Consider the following 16959-nt stretch of genomic DNA (forward strand, 5'->3'; position numbering starts at 1 on the left):
CTGCTAGAAGTAGTAGTCGAAGTCGGACTCCCGGCGCTGCCAGGTGCTGATCCGGTAGATGCAGGCGGGGTTGATCTGCGGGTCGAGCCGCACGGTGGCGGTCTCCCCCTGCCAGATCGAGTGATCGCCGCCGATCAGGTCGTGCAGAAGGTACGACTGCCCCGGCCGCACGCCGAACAGCTCCAGCGGCAGGCTGAGTCGCGCCGTGCGCACCCGGAAGGGATCCAGGTTCACCGCGACCAGGAGCGATCCCTTCTTCTGCTCGGCGATCTTGGCGTAGAAGAGGACGCTGTCGTCATCGGCCGCGAGGAAGGTGACGTTGTTGGTCTGCTGCAGCGCCGCGTGATCGCGGCGGACCCGGTTCAGCATGACGATCAGCTCGCGGATGTTGCCGCCCCCCTCCCGGTCCCACTGCCGGATCTCGTACTTCTCGGCGTCGCGGTACTCCTCGGAGCCGGGCTTTTCCGGTTCCCCGACGCAGAGCTCGTAAGCCGGGCCGTAGATGCCGTAGTTTGAGGAGAGCGTGGCAGCGAGCACGAGCCGGATCATGAAGGCGGGGCGCCCCCCGTACTGCAGGTATTCGGTGAGGATGTCCGGGGTGTTGGGCCAGAAATTCGGGCGCATGAACTCCCTGGTGTCGCCGCGGGTCAGCTCGGTCAGGTACTCGGTCAGCTCTCCCTTGCTGTTACGCCAGGAGAAGTAGCTGTAGGACTGGGTGAAGCCGAGCTTGGCGAGCCGGGCCATGATCTTCGGGCGGGTGAAGGCCTCGGCCAGGAAGATGACGTCCTGCGACTTCTCCTTGGCCTGGCCGATGAGCCACTCCCACATCGGGAAAGGCTTGGTGTGCGGGTTGTCCACCCGGAAGATGCGCACCCCCTGGTCCATCCAGAAGAAGACGATGGACTTCAGCTCCTCCCAGAGCTCCTCCCACTGAGCGGTCTCGAAGTTGATCGGCACGATGTCCTGGTACTTCTTGGGGGGATTCTCCGCGTACTGCACGGTACCGTCCGGGCGCCACGTGAACCACTCCGGGTGCTCCTTCAGGTAGGGATGGTCGGGCGAACACTGGAAGGCGAGGTCCAAGGCGATCTCGATGCCGTGCCTTTCCGCCTCGCGCACCAGGTAGCGGAAATCGTCCAGGGTGCCGAGCTCCGGGTGCACCGTCTTGTGCCCTCCGGCCTCGGAGCCGATGGCCCAGGGGCTGCCGGGGTCGCCCGGCTGGGCCTCGACGGCGTTGGCTTTTCCCTTGCGCTTGCTGGAGCCGATGGGGTGGATCGGGGGAAGGTAGAGGACGTCGAAGCCGAGCATCGCGATGTCAGGGAGGAGCGCGATGCAGTCCCGCAGCGTGCCGTGGCGCCCCTCAACGCCCAGCGAGCGCGGGAAGAGCTCGTACCAGCTGCTGAAGAGCGCCTTCTTGCGGTCCACCCTGACCACCAGCTCCTTGTGGTAGAGGGTGGCGAGCCCGCGCGCGCAGCAGGTGCTCACCAGGTCGGCGAGCCGGGTCTCCAGCCCGAGCGCCACCGCGCCTTCCTGGTCCTTTTCCGCCGAGAGCGCCGCGGCCGCCTCCCGCAGCCTTGCCGCATCCTCCGCGTTGGCCTCCCCCGCTGCCTGCTCCAGGATCTTCGCGCCGATTCTCAGGTCGACCGCCACGTCCTGCCCCGCCTCGAACCGCTTTTGCAGGTCCCTCTGCCAGGTACGGAAGTGGTCGACCCACCCCATCAAGGTGTACTGGTAGAAGCCGGGCTCGCCCAGAACGAAGCTCCCCTCCCAGCGGTCGTTGTTCAGGCGCCGCATCACGCTCTCCTGCCACTGCTCCTCCCCCATCCGGCGGTACAGCAGCAGAGCCACGACCTCGTCGTGTCCGTCGCTGAAGACATCTGCCTGCACCACCATCTCGTCGCCGGCGATCCGCTGCACGGCGAACCTGCCGCAGTCGATCTGCGGGTGCACCATCTCGATGGCTATCCGGGCTCTCCCTTCCATAGGCTCACCTCGTCTTCAACGGCTGCATCCGCGGCACCGCCCTCACCCGCCCTTCGGGCACCCTCTCCCGGAGGGAGAGGGGATCAGGCGGGACGTCCTAGTCCCCTTGCCGTCGGAGAGGGGATAAGGCGGGTGACGTCCATGACCCCCTCGCCGTCGAAGAGAGGATAGGTCGGGTGACGTCCAAGTCCCCCTGGCCGTCGGGGGCCATTCCCCCCTCGCCCTCCGGGAGAGGGGCGGGGGTGAGGGATCAGCTAGGCAGGCTCCAGCAGCGCCACGCTCACCTCGCCGAACAAGACGGCAAGAGGTATCGCCGGCCGTCCCCCGTGCCGCTTTGCCTCTACCGGCTGACTGTTGACCACGTTGCGGTACCGCGGGGCCGCGCCTTCCGGCAGCAGCAGCACGGTGTCCTGCCACACCCCCTCGCCCAGCGGGCTACTCTCCGGCTCCGGCATGAGCGTCGCCACCAGCCGCGCCGCCGCCACGATGAGCACACCTTCGCCTCCCTTCCTGGCAAAGGCACAGACGTGCCGCTCCCGCGCCCCCTTTGCCTCGAGCGGCAGGTACTCCCCGAAATCGAACGGGTCGCGGTTCTGCCGCCGGTAGTTCAGCACCCGGTAGATGAGGAAGAGCTTGATCCGGCCGTCTTCGCTTCGCTCCAGAAGCTCCCGGCAGAGCGCCTGCGCGCCGATCTCCGCCTCGCGCACCCGGAGTTCCCGCAGCGCCACGATCCTCGCGCCGTAGTCGACCTGGCGCCGGTTGTCGGGATCGACCAGGGTGAACTCGATCAGCTCCGTCCCCTGGTAGAAGTCCGGAACTCCCGGGACGGTCATCTTCAGGAGGGCCTGGGACAGCGAGGTGAAAACGCCGCAGCGGGCCAGGCGCTTTTGCAGCGACCGGAACTCACGCAAAAACAGGTTCCCCGGCGACTGCTCCAGGATGCCGTCCGCGAAACCAAGCACCGCCTCCTCGTAAGCCGCATTCGGGCTCACCCAGCTGGTGTTGACCTTGGCTTCCCGCAAGGCCTTGATCAGGTACTCCTTGATCCTCCCCCTGAAGCTCTCGTAGCCAGCCTGGTCGATCTCCCCCGCGGGCCAGGCACCGAGCAGGGTCTGGTAGATCAGGTACTCCTCGTTGCGGTCCGGGACTCGCTGGTTGTCTATCAGGCTGGCCCGCCCCTTGTTGATCCGGCTCCAGCGCACCACCGATTTCTGCCAGAGTTCCGGAAGCTCGGAGAGGGCGTCGATCCGGGTGCGTACGTCCTCGCCGCGCTTGGAGTCGTGGGTGGATGTGGTGATCATGCCGTGCGGGAAGTTCTTGTTGCGCTCCAGGTTCTGGCCGTGGAATGCGTCCAGGGTGGTTCCGAATTTGCCCGGCATCCCGCCGACGTCGTTCAGGGAAATGAGCCGGTGGTATACGTAGAAGGCGGTGTCCTCCAGCCCCTTGGCCATGACCGGCCCGGTGATCTGCTGGAAACGCATGGCAACAGAGAGCCAGGTGCGGCGGCTCTCCTCGGCGGCGCGCTCAGGAGCCTTCAAAAGGAGCACGTCCCGCACGAAATCGAACACGGAGCCGCTGATGGCCGGGTTCCTCCGCTTGGCCTTGGACACCGCCGCCTCGATGTACTGCATGTCCTTGTCGCGCACGGAGGGGGAATTCGCGTAGGTGCGGTAGACCGGAAAGCAGGCGATCACCTCGCTGATGGCACGGGCCAGGCTGTTCAAGGTGAAGTCGCGGGTGAGCCGGTCCTGCTCGGAGATGTTGTTCAGTTGGTGCGCCAGCATGTTCACCTCACCGGAGAGCGAGACCTGCATCACCAGCTTCTTCTTTTCGTAGACGATCTCGGTGAAGTCGGAGACGCGTTTTACGAAGCGGTCGTAGATGCGGTCAAACTGCTTGGCGGCCTCGGTGTCCACGAAGATGCCGTTCACGCTGTTCAAAAACTCGTAACCGGTGGTGCCTGCCACCGGCCACTGTTCCGGGAGCTGCTCCCCTTTCATCAGGATCTTCTCCACCACCGCGTAAAGCGGCTGGTAGTACGGCTCCCGCTCCAGCTCCCGGTAATACTCCCCTTCCGGGCCGTCGTCCCCCTCTCCCCCCTGGCCGCAGCCGCAGAGCTGCAGGTACGCGCTCTTTTGCAGGTTCTGCAGGTAGGAAACGGGGTCGTAGAGCCCGTCGACGTGGTCGATGCGCACCCCGGTCACCTTCCCCTCGCGGATCAGCCGCAACAGCAGCCCGTGGGTGAGGTGGTAGACCGCCTGGTCCTCCATGCGGATCGCCGCCAGCGCGTTGATGTCGAAGAAGCGCCGGTAATTGATCTCCTCGGTGGCGACCCCCCAGTAGGAGAGGCGATAGACCTGCTCCTGCAGCAGTTGGTCCATGAGATCGAAGCTGCCCGGCTCCCCCTTTACTCCGTTGAAGATCCTGACGTTCTCCGCGATGAACTCGGTAACCTCGGGCGCATCCTGGCACAACTGCCAGAGCCTCTTCTTGATGATCTCCTTCTCCCGCTGGCGCTCGCCCATCTTCTCGGGGTCCTGCTCGGTGGCGGGAGGGAGATGCTGCAGCCCGGTCTCGATGCTCAAAAGCTCCTGGACCGGCGCGGCGTCCGGCGGAAACCTCTCCTTCAGGACGTCCAGGCGGTGTTGGAGAATCTGGAGGTAACTGCGCGGCTCGATCGGTATCTGCAGCGCATTGCACTGGACGAAGAAGGCGCCGTCGCGGAACAGAAGCTGCAACCCGCCGCTCTCCAGCACCTTGCCGTACTGGTCTCCCAGAAACGGCAGCAGCACTTTCCCGGTCAGCTCCTTTTTCACCGGCGCCCAGTCGATGTCGAAGAAGTTGGCGTAGGGGGAGCTCATGCCGTTTTCGAGGATGTCCATCCACCAGATGTTGTCCCCGCTTTCGATGCACATGTGGTTCGGTACGAAGTCGAGGATATGCCCCATGCCGTGGCGGGCGAGCTCGTCCACGAAGGCATGGTAGCTCCGTTCGTCGCCGAGCTCCCTGTTGAGGATGGTCTGGTTCACCACGTCGTAGCCGTGCACGCTCCCCTCCTTTGCCGCAAGGTAGGAGGAGGCGTACACGTCGCTCACGCCGAGGTCGTGCAGGTAGCCGACGATCCTGGTGGCGTCGGCGAAGGTGAAGCCGGCGTTGAACTGCAAACGGTAGGTGGCGCTGGGTATACGTGCCTGCGGCTGGCGTGGCTGGCGTTCCATCGCATCCCCCGTCTATCCCTGCGGCAGTACCGCGTCGAGGTTGAAGTGCAGCATGTCCCCGAGCTTCTTGAAGGCATCGAACCAGAGGCTCGCCCCCTCCTCGCCGCTGCTGGAACGCGCCAGGTACTCCGGGTAGACGGTCTTCGCCAGGTCGTAATAGTCGTTCTGCAGCTGCCACAGCACAAGGTTGACCGGGATCTCGTTAAGAAGTTCCATGTACTTCTGCATCCTGCCCATCACCTTGAGGTCGGAGGGGTCCTGGAGCAACTGGGCCGAGAGCTTCTCCAGGTGGCGCCGCATGTAGTACTCGGTCTCGGGCCCCTCGATCCCCACGCCCCATTTCCGGATCTGCCCCACGATGCGTCGCACCCCCTCCTCGTCCACGTCCTCCTCGCTCATGGCGCGCTTCAGGGCCTCGTTCAGGGCCGGCTGGGCCACGGCCATGAAGACGTGGGGGACCGGCACCCCGGTCTCCTTGACGAACTCCATCAGCGGCCGTACGCGCTCGTACATCTCCTGGTAGCTCGCGACGCTTTCCTCGAGGTTGCGGTTTATGATCTCCCCGATGATCTTGCGCTGCTCGTCGCTGAAGAGGTTCAAAAGGGAGAAGCTGTGCGTGCCAAAGTGCTTGTCCATGAGGAGCACCAGGTCCGAGTAGAGCCCCTTGTCGAAGGCGGCGCTCAACTCCTCGCGCATGGCGGCATACCCCTGCTGGTCGCAGCCCTCCATCACCCCCCCCTTGAAATCGTGGCTCCCCAGACGCATCACGCAGAAGGTGAGACAGGCCTTCTCCTCGGTGATCTCGCTCGCCACATGGATGCGTCCCATGGCGATGACGGCGTCCGGGGTGCCGATCTTGTGGTACTCTTCCCTGGCGATGGCGTAGCAGTAGATCTGCGAATGCTCCTCGTAATCCTCGTAGAGGGAGCTGAAGGCGTAGTGGGCGCCGACCTTCACCAGGTCGAGACGGATCGGGAGCACGAAGTTCTGATATATCCAGAGTCCGTCCTTGTATTCAGGTATGTTGCTCTTCGCCTCCTTGAGCCGCTCCAGGAACCCTTTCTCCACCGGTCCTTCAACCACGCCCCCGGCGAGCTGCAGCGCGCGGCTCGCGTAGTCGATCACCTGCACGGTCTCAAGCCCGGAGAGCTCATCGAAAAACCAGCCGCAGCTCGTGTACATGAGCATGGTGTGGCGCTGCATCTCTAATAGCTTGAGAGCCTTGATCTTCTCCTCTGCCGTAAGCTCCCGCAGCGCGTGCCTGGAAAGGAACTGCTCCGCCACCTCCATTCCGCAGTTCAGGATCACCTCGATGTAGGCGTCCCGCACCCGCCAGGGATTCTTGAACAGTTCACGCCCCTTCTGCTCGAACCCCTTCGCCAGCAGGTCCCGTAGCCAGTCGAGGGACGCGCGCAGCGGCTGGCGCCATTGCTGGTTCCACCCCGGCATGCCGCCGGAGCAGCCGCAATCGCTGTTCCAGCGCTCAACCCCGTGTGCGCAGCTCCAGGAGGTGCGTTCGTGGATGCGCACCTCGGTCTGCGCGGGGCAAAGCTCCAGGTATTCGCCGTAGTTGGTGAGCCGGGCGAGGTTGTTGCTCTCGATGTGGTTCAGGCAGGAGGCGAGGGCCATGTCGCCGAACTTCTGGTGATGGCCGTAGGTCTCGCCGTCGGTGGCGATGTGCATGAGCTGGGGCCAGTCACGCTCCTCGGTGAAGCCGCCGACGAGCCGGCTGGCGAGCGCCTCGCCGCTTTCCAGGAGCTTCTCGAAGGCGACCGCGCGGGAGATCGGTCCGTCGTAGAAGAAGAGGCTGATGGTGCGGCCGGATGGGAGGTTGCAGAGGTAGGCGCGGGTCGGGTCGATCTCCGCCTCGAGCCACTCCTCCTCGCCGACGGCGCGATAGGCCGCGGCCTGGTGCGGCGCCAGGATGGTGTACCTGATCCCGAGCTCGGCGAGGATGTCGAGCGTCTCGAGGTCGACGGCGGTCTCGGCGAGCCACATCCCCTCAGGAAAGCGCCCGAAGCGCTTCTCGAAGTCCGCGATGCCCCACACCGCCTGGGTCCGCTTGTCCCGCGCGTTCGCAAGCGGCATGATCATGTGGTTGTAGACCTGGGCGATGGCGGAGCCGTGGCCGGAGCGCCACTGCATGCTCTGCTTGTCCGCGTCGAGGATCGCCTGGTAGATCCTCGGGGCCGCCTGCTCCATCCAGGAGAGGACGGTGGGACCGAAGTTGAAGCTGATCTTCGCGTAGTTGCTGGAGATGTTCATGACGCGGCTGTCGCCGTCCAGGACGCGGGAGGCCGCGTTCGACGCATAGCACTCGGCGGTGACGCGCTCGTTCCAGTCGTGGTAGGGGAAGGCCGAATCCTGAATCTCGACAGCCTCGAGCCACGGGTTCTCCCGGGGAGGCTGGTAGAAGTGACCGTGAATGCAGACGTAACGCTGGGTATCGTTCTCCTGCGCCATGACTTCCTCCTCAAAGCTTCGCGCTGTACACGACCACGCTGAAGGGGTTGATCCTGACCATACCGCGGGAACCTCCTTCCCCCGCCTCGATCCGCTCCGGCGTCTCCTCTCCCGGCCCGCGCCACTCAAGGGCCGAGGAGTCGAGCACCCGTTCCCAGATCCCCCCGGGGAGGGGAAGCGGGACATCCTGCTGGATGTTGCTGAAGCTGAACAGGCAGACGACGGCGTTGGTTTCCATCCACCTCCTGAAAAAAAGCACCTTCTGTTCCGGCAGGCCCGAGACCTCCATGCCGTCGCGCTGGAAGACCTGCAGCGCCGGAAGCGAACTGCGCAGGGAGAAGAGTTTCCTGTAGAAGGCGAGGATCACCGCCTGCTCCCCTTCCTTCACCGTCCCCACGCTGGTCTTCGACTCCAGGAAGGTATCCTCCGCCGAGGGGTCCGGAATCTCCCCCTCGCACACCCCCGACGGGTGCTCCTCCAGCTTCCCTTTGAACACCTGCTCGGCCAGCTCCAGGTCTCCATGGTCGATGAAGTAGTGGAAGGGTGCGCGTTCGCCGTACTCCTCCCCCATGAAGAGAAGGGGGAGGTAGGGGGAAAGGATCACCGCCGAGGCGGCGAGAAGGAGCTGGTTCAAGGGGAGGGTCGCGCTCAGCCTGTCGCCGCACTTGCGGTTTCCGACCTGGTCGTGGTTCTGGGAGAAGACGACGAACTGGAACCCCGGGTGCCGCTCGGTCGGCCCGCCGTGGCGCCGCCTGCGGTAGCGGGAGTACTCGCCGGTGTAGACGAAGGCCTCGCTGAAGGCCTTTTGCAGCTGCGCGAACTGCCCGAAATCCTCGTAATAGCCGGTGGTCTCCCCGGTCAGCAGCGCACGCAGGGCGTGGTGGAAGTTGTCGCACCACTGGGCGTCCAAGCCGAAACCGCACTTGTCCGGGGAGTTGATCAGGCGGACGTCGTTGGTGTCGTTCTCCGCGAAGAGGTGGATCTTGCGCCCGAGGCGCTCCCGGTGCGCGTGCACCTCGTCGGCCAGGCGCCTTAAAAGCGGCTTCGGCGTCTGGTCGAAGATCCAGTCGACGGCGTCCAGGCGCAGCCCGTCGAAGTGGAACTCGTTGATCCAGTACCCGGCGTTGACGAGGAAGTACTCGAGCACGGGGTCGCTTTCGGCGCCGTCCAGGTTCACGGCCCGCCCCCAGGGGGTGCGGTACTTGTCGGTGAAGTAGTGACCGAATTCGTCGAGGTAGCATCCCTCCGGACCGAAGTGGTTGTAGACGACGTCCAGGAGGATGGCGAGTCCCTTCCGGTGGCAGGCCTGCACCAGGCGCCTCAGCCCGTCGGGGCCGCCGTAGCTGTGCTGCGGGGCGAAATGGTACGCGCCGTCGTAGCCCCAGTTGCGCGTACCCGGGCACTGGGAGACCGGCATCAGCTCGACGGCGGTGACTCCCAGTTCCACGAGGTACTCGAGGTGCTCGATGGCCGCCTCGAAGGTCCCTTCCCTCGTGAAGGTGCCGACGTGGATCTCGTAGATCCGGTAATCCACCAGGGAAATGCCCTGCCACCCCTCCTCCGTCCAGTGGAAAAGCCCCGGGTCCACCACCTGGGAAGACTCGTGCACCCCGTCAGGCTGGTAACGCGAGACCGGATCGGGGTAGGTCTTGCCGGATTCCAGCTGGAAAAGGTAGCGGTCCCCGTCGATCACGCCGGGTACGGTCACCGAGTGGTACCCCTTCCCCTCAGGCTGCATCGGCACCGTCCCCGCCGCCTTGCCCGAGAGGATCAGGACGTTTACCGCCGTGGACTTCGGGGCCCAGACCCGGAACTGAACGCCACCTTCCCTCAACACCGTGGCACCTAATTCCATCCGCCATCCGCTCGCAACCATACGCCACCTCCCGCCCCGTCACCTCCCCGCCAGGGGCGCATACCCACCGCGCAAACCTCCTCAACGATACATGAGAGCCCCCCCGTGTCAACACACCCAGGGACGCGCGTTCTCGGAGGTTAAGGCCGCTAAACACGCTTAATTCATTAAACATCCACGCAAAGAGCATGCCCGCCCCGCTTAACAAAGGGAGCCCGAATCCGGCCGGACCCGGGCTCCCTTATCATCGGCGAAACCGCGCGGGCTTAAACCGCAGTGATGCCTTTGTCAGCCTTCGGGATTACTTGCGCAGCGTCGGCAGTGCTTCGCGGATAAAGGAGAGGTGGCGCTGTTCGTCGGCGTAGTTGGCGCGCACGATGGCCGAGATGTCCACCGGGAAGTCAAGCTTGGAGGCTTCCTCGTAGCGGCTGGTGGTCAGGCGTTCGTTGCTCTCCATCGCCTCTAGCGCCCCCTTGGTGCCGGTCAGGCTGCGCAGGGCGGTGAAGCCGGAGATGAGGAAACCCTTGAAGTCCGAGGTCAGTTCCGGTGGGGTCCCCCCGAGTTCCAGCACCTTCGCGGAGAGGAGGTCGATGTGCTTGCGGTGGTCCGCCTGGAACTGGATGAGCTTGTCCTTGATGACCACCTCTTTCACGTTCTTGATAGCCTGGTCATAGGCGTGGGTCGCGTCCACGTCAAGCTGGATCAGTTTTTCCAAGTGGTCGAGAATGTCGTCTCTGTTCATGCTTTCCTCCGGATCAGATTTTGGTATTTGTTTGCACGCGGCCCGTATGGCCGCGGGTAAACTGCGCTTCCCTCCTGCAGTCCGCATGAGTTCTCATCACATGACGAATTATTCCTCCCTCATCTTCTCCAGCAGGATCCATTGGCCCGTGGACTTGTGGTGGTTTTCCCCCGCCTCGCGCGCCATCTCCCTGCTGCTCAACCAGTCGGTTATGGCGCCGCAGCCGTCCTTGCACTCCGGAATGTACTGGTATTTTGTGTAGTCGAAATCCATCGGCGCCTCCCCTTTCGGCCGGTCGTCAGTTACAGTCCTCCGCCCAGAGGCACCCCTGCTGCCCGCACTGGGAAGACTGCCCCGAGTCGAAACACGCGTTGTTCCCTTCCGTAACTTGGATCAGGCGGATCAGCTCGCCCTTTTTCAGCTTCCCGCAATGGATGGCCATCTTTTGTGCGATCTCCTTGATGTCCTGGACCTTCATGCTTCTTCTCCTTTCTAGTGGCCGCAGTGGGCCTTGATCTTGTTCCAGAATTGGCAACGTCTAATAATCTAGCCGCCGGTCCTCTTTTGTCAATCTCCCTGCGTCGTGCTGCTGTGATAGACTCATGTGCAGCCGAAGGAGGTGTTCTCATGGGACTGGAAGAGTATCGGCGCAAGAGGGACCTGAACAGGACGCCTGAGCCCGCCGGGAAGGTGGAAAGGTCCGTCGGGACGCTGCGCTTCGTGGTCCACAAGCACGCCGCCTCCCACCTGCATTACGACTTTCGCCTGGAGATCAACGGGGTGCTGAAGAGCTGGGCGATTCCCAAGGGCCCCTCGCTCGATCCCTCCGTGAAGCGGCTGGCCATGATGGTGGAGGACCACCCTTACGAGTACGGCGATTTCGAAGGAGTCATTCCGAAAGGGAACTACGGCGCCGGCGAGGTGATCATCTGGGACGCCGGCACCTTCCATGCCGCGGCGACGAAGGAGCCGGAACTAAGTCTCCAGCTTTTGCGCGAGGGGTTGCAGAAGGGGGACCTGAAGTTCGTCCTGCACGGGGAGAAGCTGAACGGAGAATTCGCCCTGGTGCGGATCAAGGGGGACAAGGGGAACTCCTGGCTCCTGATCAAGAAAAAGGATCAATTTGCCGGGACCGAGGACGTGACGCTCCAGGAACGTTCCGTGGTCAGCAACGCCACCATCGAGGACGTGCGCGCCGGCAGGATGCCACGACGCCCCGCCGCGCAGGTGCAGGATGAGCCGGCAGGCACCGACTCACCGGCTTCCCCCCACCCCCCCTCCCCCAGTTCCCCCGGGTCTCCCGGGTCTCCCGGGTCCGCCGGGTCCGCTTCGTCCACCGTGAGAGGCGGCGCCCCCATGCCGCACCAGTTGCCCCCCATGCTGGCCACCTCCGCCGCCGAGTCCTTCAACGACCCCGACTGGCTCTTCGAGATCAAGCTCGACGGCTACCGCGCCCTTGCCGAGGTCTCCGGCAGCGAAGTCGCTCTCTACTCGCGCAACAACCTCTCCTTCAACAAAAAATTTTCCACCGTGGTTACGGCGCTCGCCTCCCTCGGTGTCGAGGCTGTCCTGGACGGCGAGGTGGTGGCGCTGGACGACAGCGGCCGCTCCTCCTTCCAACTGCTGCAAAATTACCGGCGAACCGGGCGCGGCAACATCGCCTACTTCGTCTTCGACCTCCTCTACCTAAACGGCGTTGACCTGCGCAACCAGCCCCTTTTGGCCCGCAAGGAGAGGCTGCGCGCCCTCCTTCCCGACCTTCCCGACCTGCCCGACATCCGCTACAGCGACCACGTCATGGAGTACGGCAGGCAGTTCTTCGAACTGGTGCGCCAGAACAACTTGGAGGGGCTCCTTGCCAAGCGCGCGACCAGCACCTACCAGGCGGGAAGAAGGAGCAAGGATTGGCTGAAAATCAAGGTGCGACTGCAGCAGGAGGCGGTCATCTGCGGCTTTACCCAGCCGCGCCGCAGCCGTAAAGGATTCGGCGCGCTGGTGCTCGGGGTCTTCGAGGAAGACCGGCTGGTCTGCATCGGCTTTGCCGGAGGGGGATTTGACGAGGCGGGGCTCATGGAGATGTACCACCTGCTGCAACCGCTGGCGCAGGAAAAGTCCCCTTTCCAGCAGCCGGTTGCGTCGGACATGCCCATCACCTGGGTAAGGCCGGAGCTGGTCTGCGAGGTGGAGTTTTCCGAATGGACCGCCGAGAACGTGATGCGCCACCCCATCTACCTGGGGCTCAGGGAGGACAAGGACCCGAAGAGCGTGGTGCGCGAGATGGTCGTTTCGCCCCCGGTGACGCCGCAGCCCGCCGCCGCTTCGGAACCCCCTTCCCTCCCGCGCCAGGCCGACCGGAAGAAAGGGGTGAGCGGAAAGAAAGGGGCGGAAGAGTTGCTGATACTCGGCGGCCACCGCCTCGAGCTTTCCAACCTGGACAAGGTGTTCTGGCCGGACCAGGGGTACACCAAGGGGGACGTCATCAGCTACTACCGGGCCATGGCCCACGCCATGCTCCCCCACCTGGTCGACCGTCCGGAATCGCTCTACCGCACGCCCAACGGCATCACTATGCCGGGCTTTTTCCAGAAGGAGGCGGGCGAGCTCCCCCCTTCGTGGATCACCACCCGGGAGATCTACTCAAAGCACGTCGACAAGAACATCAAGTTCTTCGTCTGCCAGGACGAGGCCACCCTCGTCTACATGGCGAACCTCGGCTGCATCGAGATCAACCCCTGGCTGTCACGCCTGCAGCACCTCGACTACCCGGACTACTTCGTGATCGACCTCGACCCCGAGGACATCCCTTTCGCAAAGGTGATCGAGACGGCGTTGGCGGTCCGGGAGGTCCTGGACCTGGCCGGCGCCATCGGTTTTCCCAAGACCTCCGGCGCTACCGGCATCCACATCTACGTGCCGCTGGGGGCCAAGTACGACTACGACGCCGCGGGCGAGTTCGCCAGGGTCATCGCCACCCTGGTGCACTACAAGGTCCCCGACTTCACCAGCATCCTGCGCAGCCCGAAGCTGCGCCAGAAAAAGGTCTACCTCGACTTCCTGCAGAACAAGCCGGGACAGACCCTGGCGGCGCCGTACAGCATCCGCCCAAGGCCGGGGGCAACCGTTTCGGCCCCGCTCAGGTGGGAGGAGGTGAAACCCGGTCTCGACCCCGGCCAGTTCACCATCGCCACCATGCCACGGCGACTGGAACACATGGGCGACCTGTTCGCAGGGGTGTTGGGGCCGGGGATCGACCTGGAGCAATGCATCGAGAACCTGGAGCGCCGGTAGGCCAAGGCAACGGACGGCGGGCAATGAGAAGCGGAGCAAGAACGCCCTTGGGAATTGAAAAAATACAAGATGTAAAATTGCACCCTTCCCATGATACACTTTGTTTATGGGAATTAATGAGTGGCGGGGAGGTGAACGATCATGTTACGGTTGGCCATCATATTCTTCATTATCACCGTAATTGCCGCCGTGTTCGGTTTCGGTGGCATTGCAACAGCGGCAGCCGGTATCGCAAAACTGCTCTTCTACCTGTTCCTGGTGGTCGCAGTGGTGATGCTGGTGGCAGGCCTTCTGGCAGGACGGAGCATTACACGATGACAAACCTTGGCAAGACCTTCAATCGAGGCGGCGTAAGCCGCCTTTTGTTGTTCTCAATGTAAAGCCGTCCGCGGGTTCATGATTTCATCAGCTGCTCGCGGATGGCGAGCAACTCCCGCTGTTTTTCTCCCGATGTTTCCGGATAGTCCATCTTCAGCTCTTCCAACAGGTTCACCACCACCTGGGCCACGATCAGCCTCGCGTTCTTCTTGTCGTCCGCCGGGACCACATACCACGGGGCCTCCTTGCTGCTGGTGGCGCGCAGGCATCCCTCGTAGGCCCTCATGTACCGCTTCCAGAGCTTGCGCTCCTCGATGTCGTCCTGGTTGAACTTCCAGTTTTTCTCCGGGTTGTCGATCCGCTCCAGGAAGCGCTTGCGCTGTTCCTCCTTGGAGATGTGCAGGAAGAACTTGATGATGCGGGTGCCGTTTCGGGTCAGGTGCGCTTCCAGGTCGTTCATGGAGCGGAAGCGGTCCCGCCAGATGCTCTTGCGGCTGGACAGTTCGTCGGGGAGGTTCTCCGCCGCCAGGATCTCCGGGTGCACCCGGACAATCAGCGCCTCCTCGTAGTAGGAGCGGTTGAAGATGCCGATGCGGCCGCGTTCCGGAAGGCGCCTGATGCTGCGCCAGAGAAAGTCATGGTCGAGCTCCTCGGTGCTTGGGTGCTTGAAGGAGTACACCTCGCATCCCTGCGGGTTGACCCCGGAGAGGACGTGCTTGATCATGCTGTCCTTGCCGGCGGCGTCCATGGCCTGGAAAATGAGCAGGATCGACCAGCTGTTGTTGGCGTAGAGCAGCGCCTGCAGGGCGCTCAGCCGTTCGATCTGTTCGGTCAGGAGCTCCTGGTACTGTTCCTTGGAGTCGTAAAAAGGGGGGACCGAGGTGGGGCGTTTCTTCAGCTCCACCTCGTCCTTCGGCTTCACCCGGAACTGTTCGGTAGGGATCTTCATGCGCGCCTCCTTGGTGACCACACTGTTGAGGCTAACGCAGATCGTGCACTTTTCAATGAGAATGCCTGGCTATGATATTCATGAAGTTACCGGACAGAGCACCATTGGCAACGCGAGAAAGGAGAAAAGGCAGGGGCGAATGATCATTCGCCCCTGCCGCGAGGAGGTCCCGTCATCCTCCCATTTGCTACTTTTCGCTCCTGATCAAAAGCGTCGACATCATCTGTTTGGCCGACTGTGTCACGATACCCCCGAGGTTCGGATCCCCCTTGAAGATCGATGAGAGGAACCCCTTCGCCTGGTCGAAGGTGATGTGCGGCGGCAGCGGCGGTACGTCCGGGTCGCAGCGCGCATCGATCACCACCGGCCGGTTGGCGCTCAAAGCCGTCCTCCAGGCCGAGCGGATCTGCTCGGGATCGTCCAGCCTGATACCGTCCAGGCCGAGCATCTCGGCGTACCCCGCGTAGGGGAATTCCGGTATGTCCTGGGAGGCGCTGAACTTGGCGTCGCCGTTCATGACGCGCTGCTCCCAGGTCACCTGGTTCAGGTCCCCGTTGTTGAGCACCAGGACCACCAGCTGCGGATTGCTCCACTCCTTCCAGTACTTGGCGATGTTCACGAGGCCGTTGATCCCCTGCATCTGCATGGCGCCGTCCCCCACCATGGCGATCACCGGCCGGTCCGGGTAGTTCATCTTGGCGGAGACGGCGTAGGGGACCCCCGGGCACATGGTGGCGAGCCCCCCCGAGAGGGACGCCATCATCCCCGCCCGGATCTTGAGATCCCGCGCGTACCAGTTGGCGGCCGAACCCGAGTCGCAGGTCAGGATGCAGTTGTCGGGAAGCTGCGCCGAGAGTTCCCAGAACAGGCGCTGCGGGTTGATCGGGTTCGCTGCAAGCTTGGCGCGGGCCTCAAGGACCTCCCACCACTCGTTGACCCCCTTCTCGATGTCATCGCGCCAGCCGCGGTCCTGCTTCTGCTCCAGAAGCGGGATCAGCGCACGCAGGGTGAGCCTCGCGTCCCCCTGCAGGTTCACCTCCATGGGATAACGCAGCCCGAGCATCCTGGCGCTGATGTCGATCTGCACCCCGCGCGCCTGCCCCTCCTTGGGCAGGAACTCCGCATAGGGGAATCCGCTGCCTATCATGAGCAGCGTGTCGCACTCCTTCATCATTTCCCAGCTCGGCTTGGTCCCCAAAAGGCCTATGGAACCGGTGACGTAGGGGAGGGTGTCCGGCAGCACCGCCTTGCCCAGAAGCGCCTTGGCCACCCCCGCCCCCAGCTTCTCCGCCGCTATGGCCACCTCCTCGCCCGCGCCCAGCGCGCCGGCCCCCACCAGGAAGGCCACCTTTTTCCCGGCGTTCAAGACGTCTGCGGCGCGTTTGAGGTCGTCACGAGCCGGAACGATCTCCGGCCGGGTGAAACCGAGCCCGGTGAAGGTCGCGCCGTGCTTGCGCACCGGCGACGGGACCGCGTCCATCTCCTGCATGTCGGTGGGGAAGATCACGCAGGTGACGGTCCGCTCGGCCAGGGCGATGCGGATGGCGCGGTCCACCAATTGCCTCACCTGCCCGGCGCTGCTGGCCATGTGCACGTAATGGTGGGCCACGTCCTTGAACAGCGAGAGGAGATCCACCTCCTGCTGGTAGTCCGCGCCGAGCGCCTGCGTGGACTGCTGTCCCACGATGGCCACCACGGGCTGATGGTCGAGCTTCGCGTCGTAGAGCCCGTTCAACAGGTGGATCGCACCCGGACCGGATGTCGCGATGCAGACCCCGACCTCACCGGTGAACTTGGCGTGCGCGCAGGCCATGAAGGCCGCCTCCTCCTCGTGGCGGGTCTGGATGAAGGCAACCTTCTCCTTTTCCCGGTTCAAGGCGCCCATCACGCCGTTGATACCGTCGCCCGGGTAGCCGTAGACCTTGCGCACCCCCCAGTCGTAAAGCCGTTGCACCAGGTAATCGCTGGCAGTTGTCATGAGTCCTCCCTGCTCATTAAATTTGATAATTTTAATCACCCTAACAGTCTAGGAAGCGGACCTTCTTTGTCAACAGCGGGCACCCCGGCTCGCACCGCGCGCTTGACAAGAACAGCCACCTTGATAAAAAAGGTTAATCTTTTTTCATCTTGATCTTCATTGAAG

At 63.6% G+C, this 16959-nt stretch carries 11 protein-coding genes; 2 read left to right on the forward strand and 9 right to left on the reverse strand.

Features of this window, described 5'->3' with window-relative positions; genetic code table 11:
* Nucleotides 1–3 precede the first annotated feature (3 nt).
* The 7 genes from KOM00_RS01695 to KOM00_RS01725 all read right to left on the reverse strand — a co-directional run bounded on the left by KOM00_RS01695 (nucleotide 4) and on the right by KOM00_RS01725 (nucleotide 10739).
* Nucleotides 4–1983 carry an alpha-1,4-glucan--maltose-1-phosphate maltosyltransferase gene (locus KOM00_RS01695; RefSeq protein WP_216497096.1) on the reverse strand — a complete coding sequence of 660 codons (1980 nt, stop codon included), beginning with the start codon at nucleotides 1981–1983 and terminating at the stop codon, nucleotides 4–6.
* Between the two features lie 254 nt (nucleotides 1984–2237).
* The gene (locus KOM00_RS01700; protein WP_216497097.1) at nucleotides 2238–5201 is read right to left on the reverse strand and encodes a malto-oligosyltrehalose synthase; all 2964 of its coding nucleotides are present in this window, start codon (nucleotides 5199–5201) and stop codon (nucleotides 2238–2240) included.
* Between the two features lie 12 nt (nucleotides 5202–5213).
* A complete protein-coding gene (locus KOM00_RS01705; RefSeq protein WP_216497098.1) occupies nucleotides 5214–7664 on the reverse strand; it encodes a DUF3536 domain-containing protein in 2451 nt (816 codons plus the stop codon).
* A 10-nt stretch (nucleotides 7665–7674) separates the two neighbouring features.
* Nucleotides 7675–9519 (reverse strand): malto-oligosyltrehalose trehalohydrolase, encoded by a 1845-nt coding sequence (gene treZ, locus KOM00_RS01710; RefSeq protein ID WP_236026674.1) that lies wholly within the window; start codon nucleotides 9517–9519, stop codon nucleotides 7675–7677.
* Between the two features lie 301 nt (nucleotides 9520–9820).
* On the reverse strand, nucleotides 9821–10261 hold the full coding sequence (locus tag KOM00_RS01715; protein ID WP_216497100.1) for a ferritin-like domain-containing protein: 441 nt from the start codon (nucleotides 10259–10261) through the stop codon (nucleotides 9821–9823).
* Nucleotides 10262–10369: 108 nt separating this feature from the next.
* Nucleotides 10370–10534, reverse strand: a complete 165-nt coding sequence (locus KOM00_RS01720; RefSeq protein WP_216497101.1) for a hypothetical protein — start codon at nucleotides 10532–10534, stop codon at nucleotides 10370–10372.
* Between the two features lie 25 nt (nucleotides 10535–10559).
* Nucleotides 10560–10739, reverse strand: coding sequence for an SAP domain-containing protein (locus KOM00_RS01725; RefSeq protein ID WP_216497102.1), 180 nt, complete (start codon nucleotides 10737–10739; stop codon nucleotides 10560–10562).
* A 149-nt stretch (nucleotides 10740–10888) separates the two neighbouring features.
* Between KOM00_RS01725 and ligD the strand changes: the two genes are divergently transcribed.
* Nucleotides 10889–13549: a DNA ligase D gene (gene ligD / locus KOM00_RS01730; protein ID WP_216497103.1), complete on the forward strand. Its 2661-nt coding sequence runs from the start codon at nucleotides 10889–10891 to the stop codon at nucleotides 13547–13549.
* Between the two features lie 141 nt (nucleotides 13550–13690).
* Complete coding sequence (locus KOM00_RS01735) at nucleotides 13691–13867, forward strand: DUF1328 family protein (protein WP_216497104.1); 177 nt, start codon at nucleotides 13691–13693, stop codon at nucleotides 13865–13867.
* A gap of 76 nt (nucleotides 13868–13943) precedes the next feature.
* Here KOM00_RS01735 and KOM00_RS01740 read toward each other — a convergent pair whose 3' ends face one another.
* Nucleotides 13944–14816, reverse strand: coding sequence for an ADP-polyphosphate phosphotransferase (locus KOM00_RS01740; RefSeq protein WP_216497105.1), 873 nt, complete (start codon nucleotides 14814–14816; stop codon nucleotides 13944–13946).
* 187 nt (nucleotides 14817–15003) lie between these two features.
* A complete protein-coding gene (locus KOM00_RS01745) occupies nucleotides 15004–16794 on the reverse strand; it encodes a thiamine pyrophosphate-requiring protein (RefSeq protein ID WP_216497106.1) in 1791 nt (596 codons plus the stop codon).
* Nucleotides 16795–16959 lie beyond the last annotated feature (165 nt).

Origin of the sequence: Geomonas diazotrophica (assembly GCF_018919385.1) — a bacterium.
Lineage (GTDB): Bacteria > Desulfobacterota > Desulfuromonadia > Geobacterales > Geobacteraceae > Geomonas > Geomonas diazotrophica.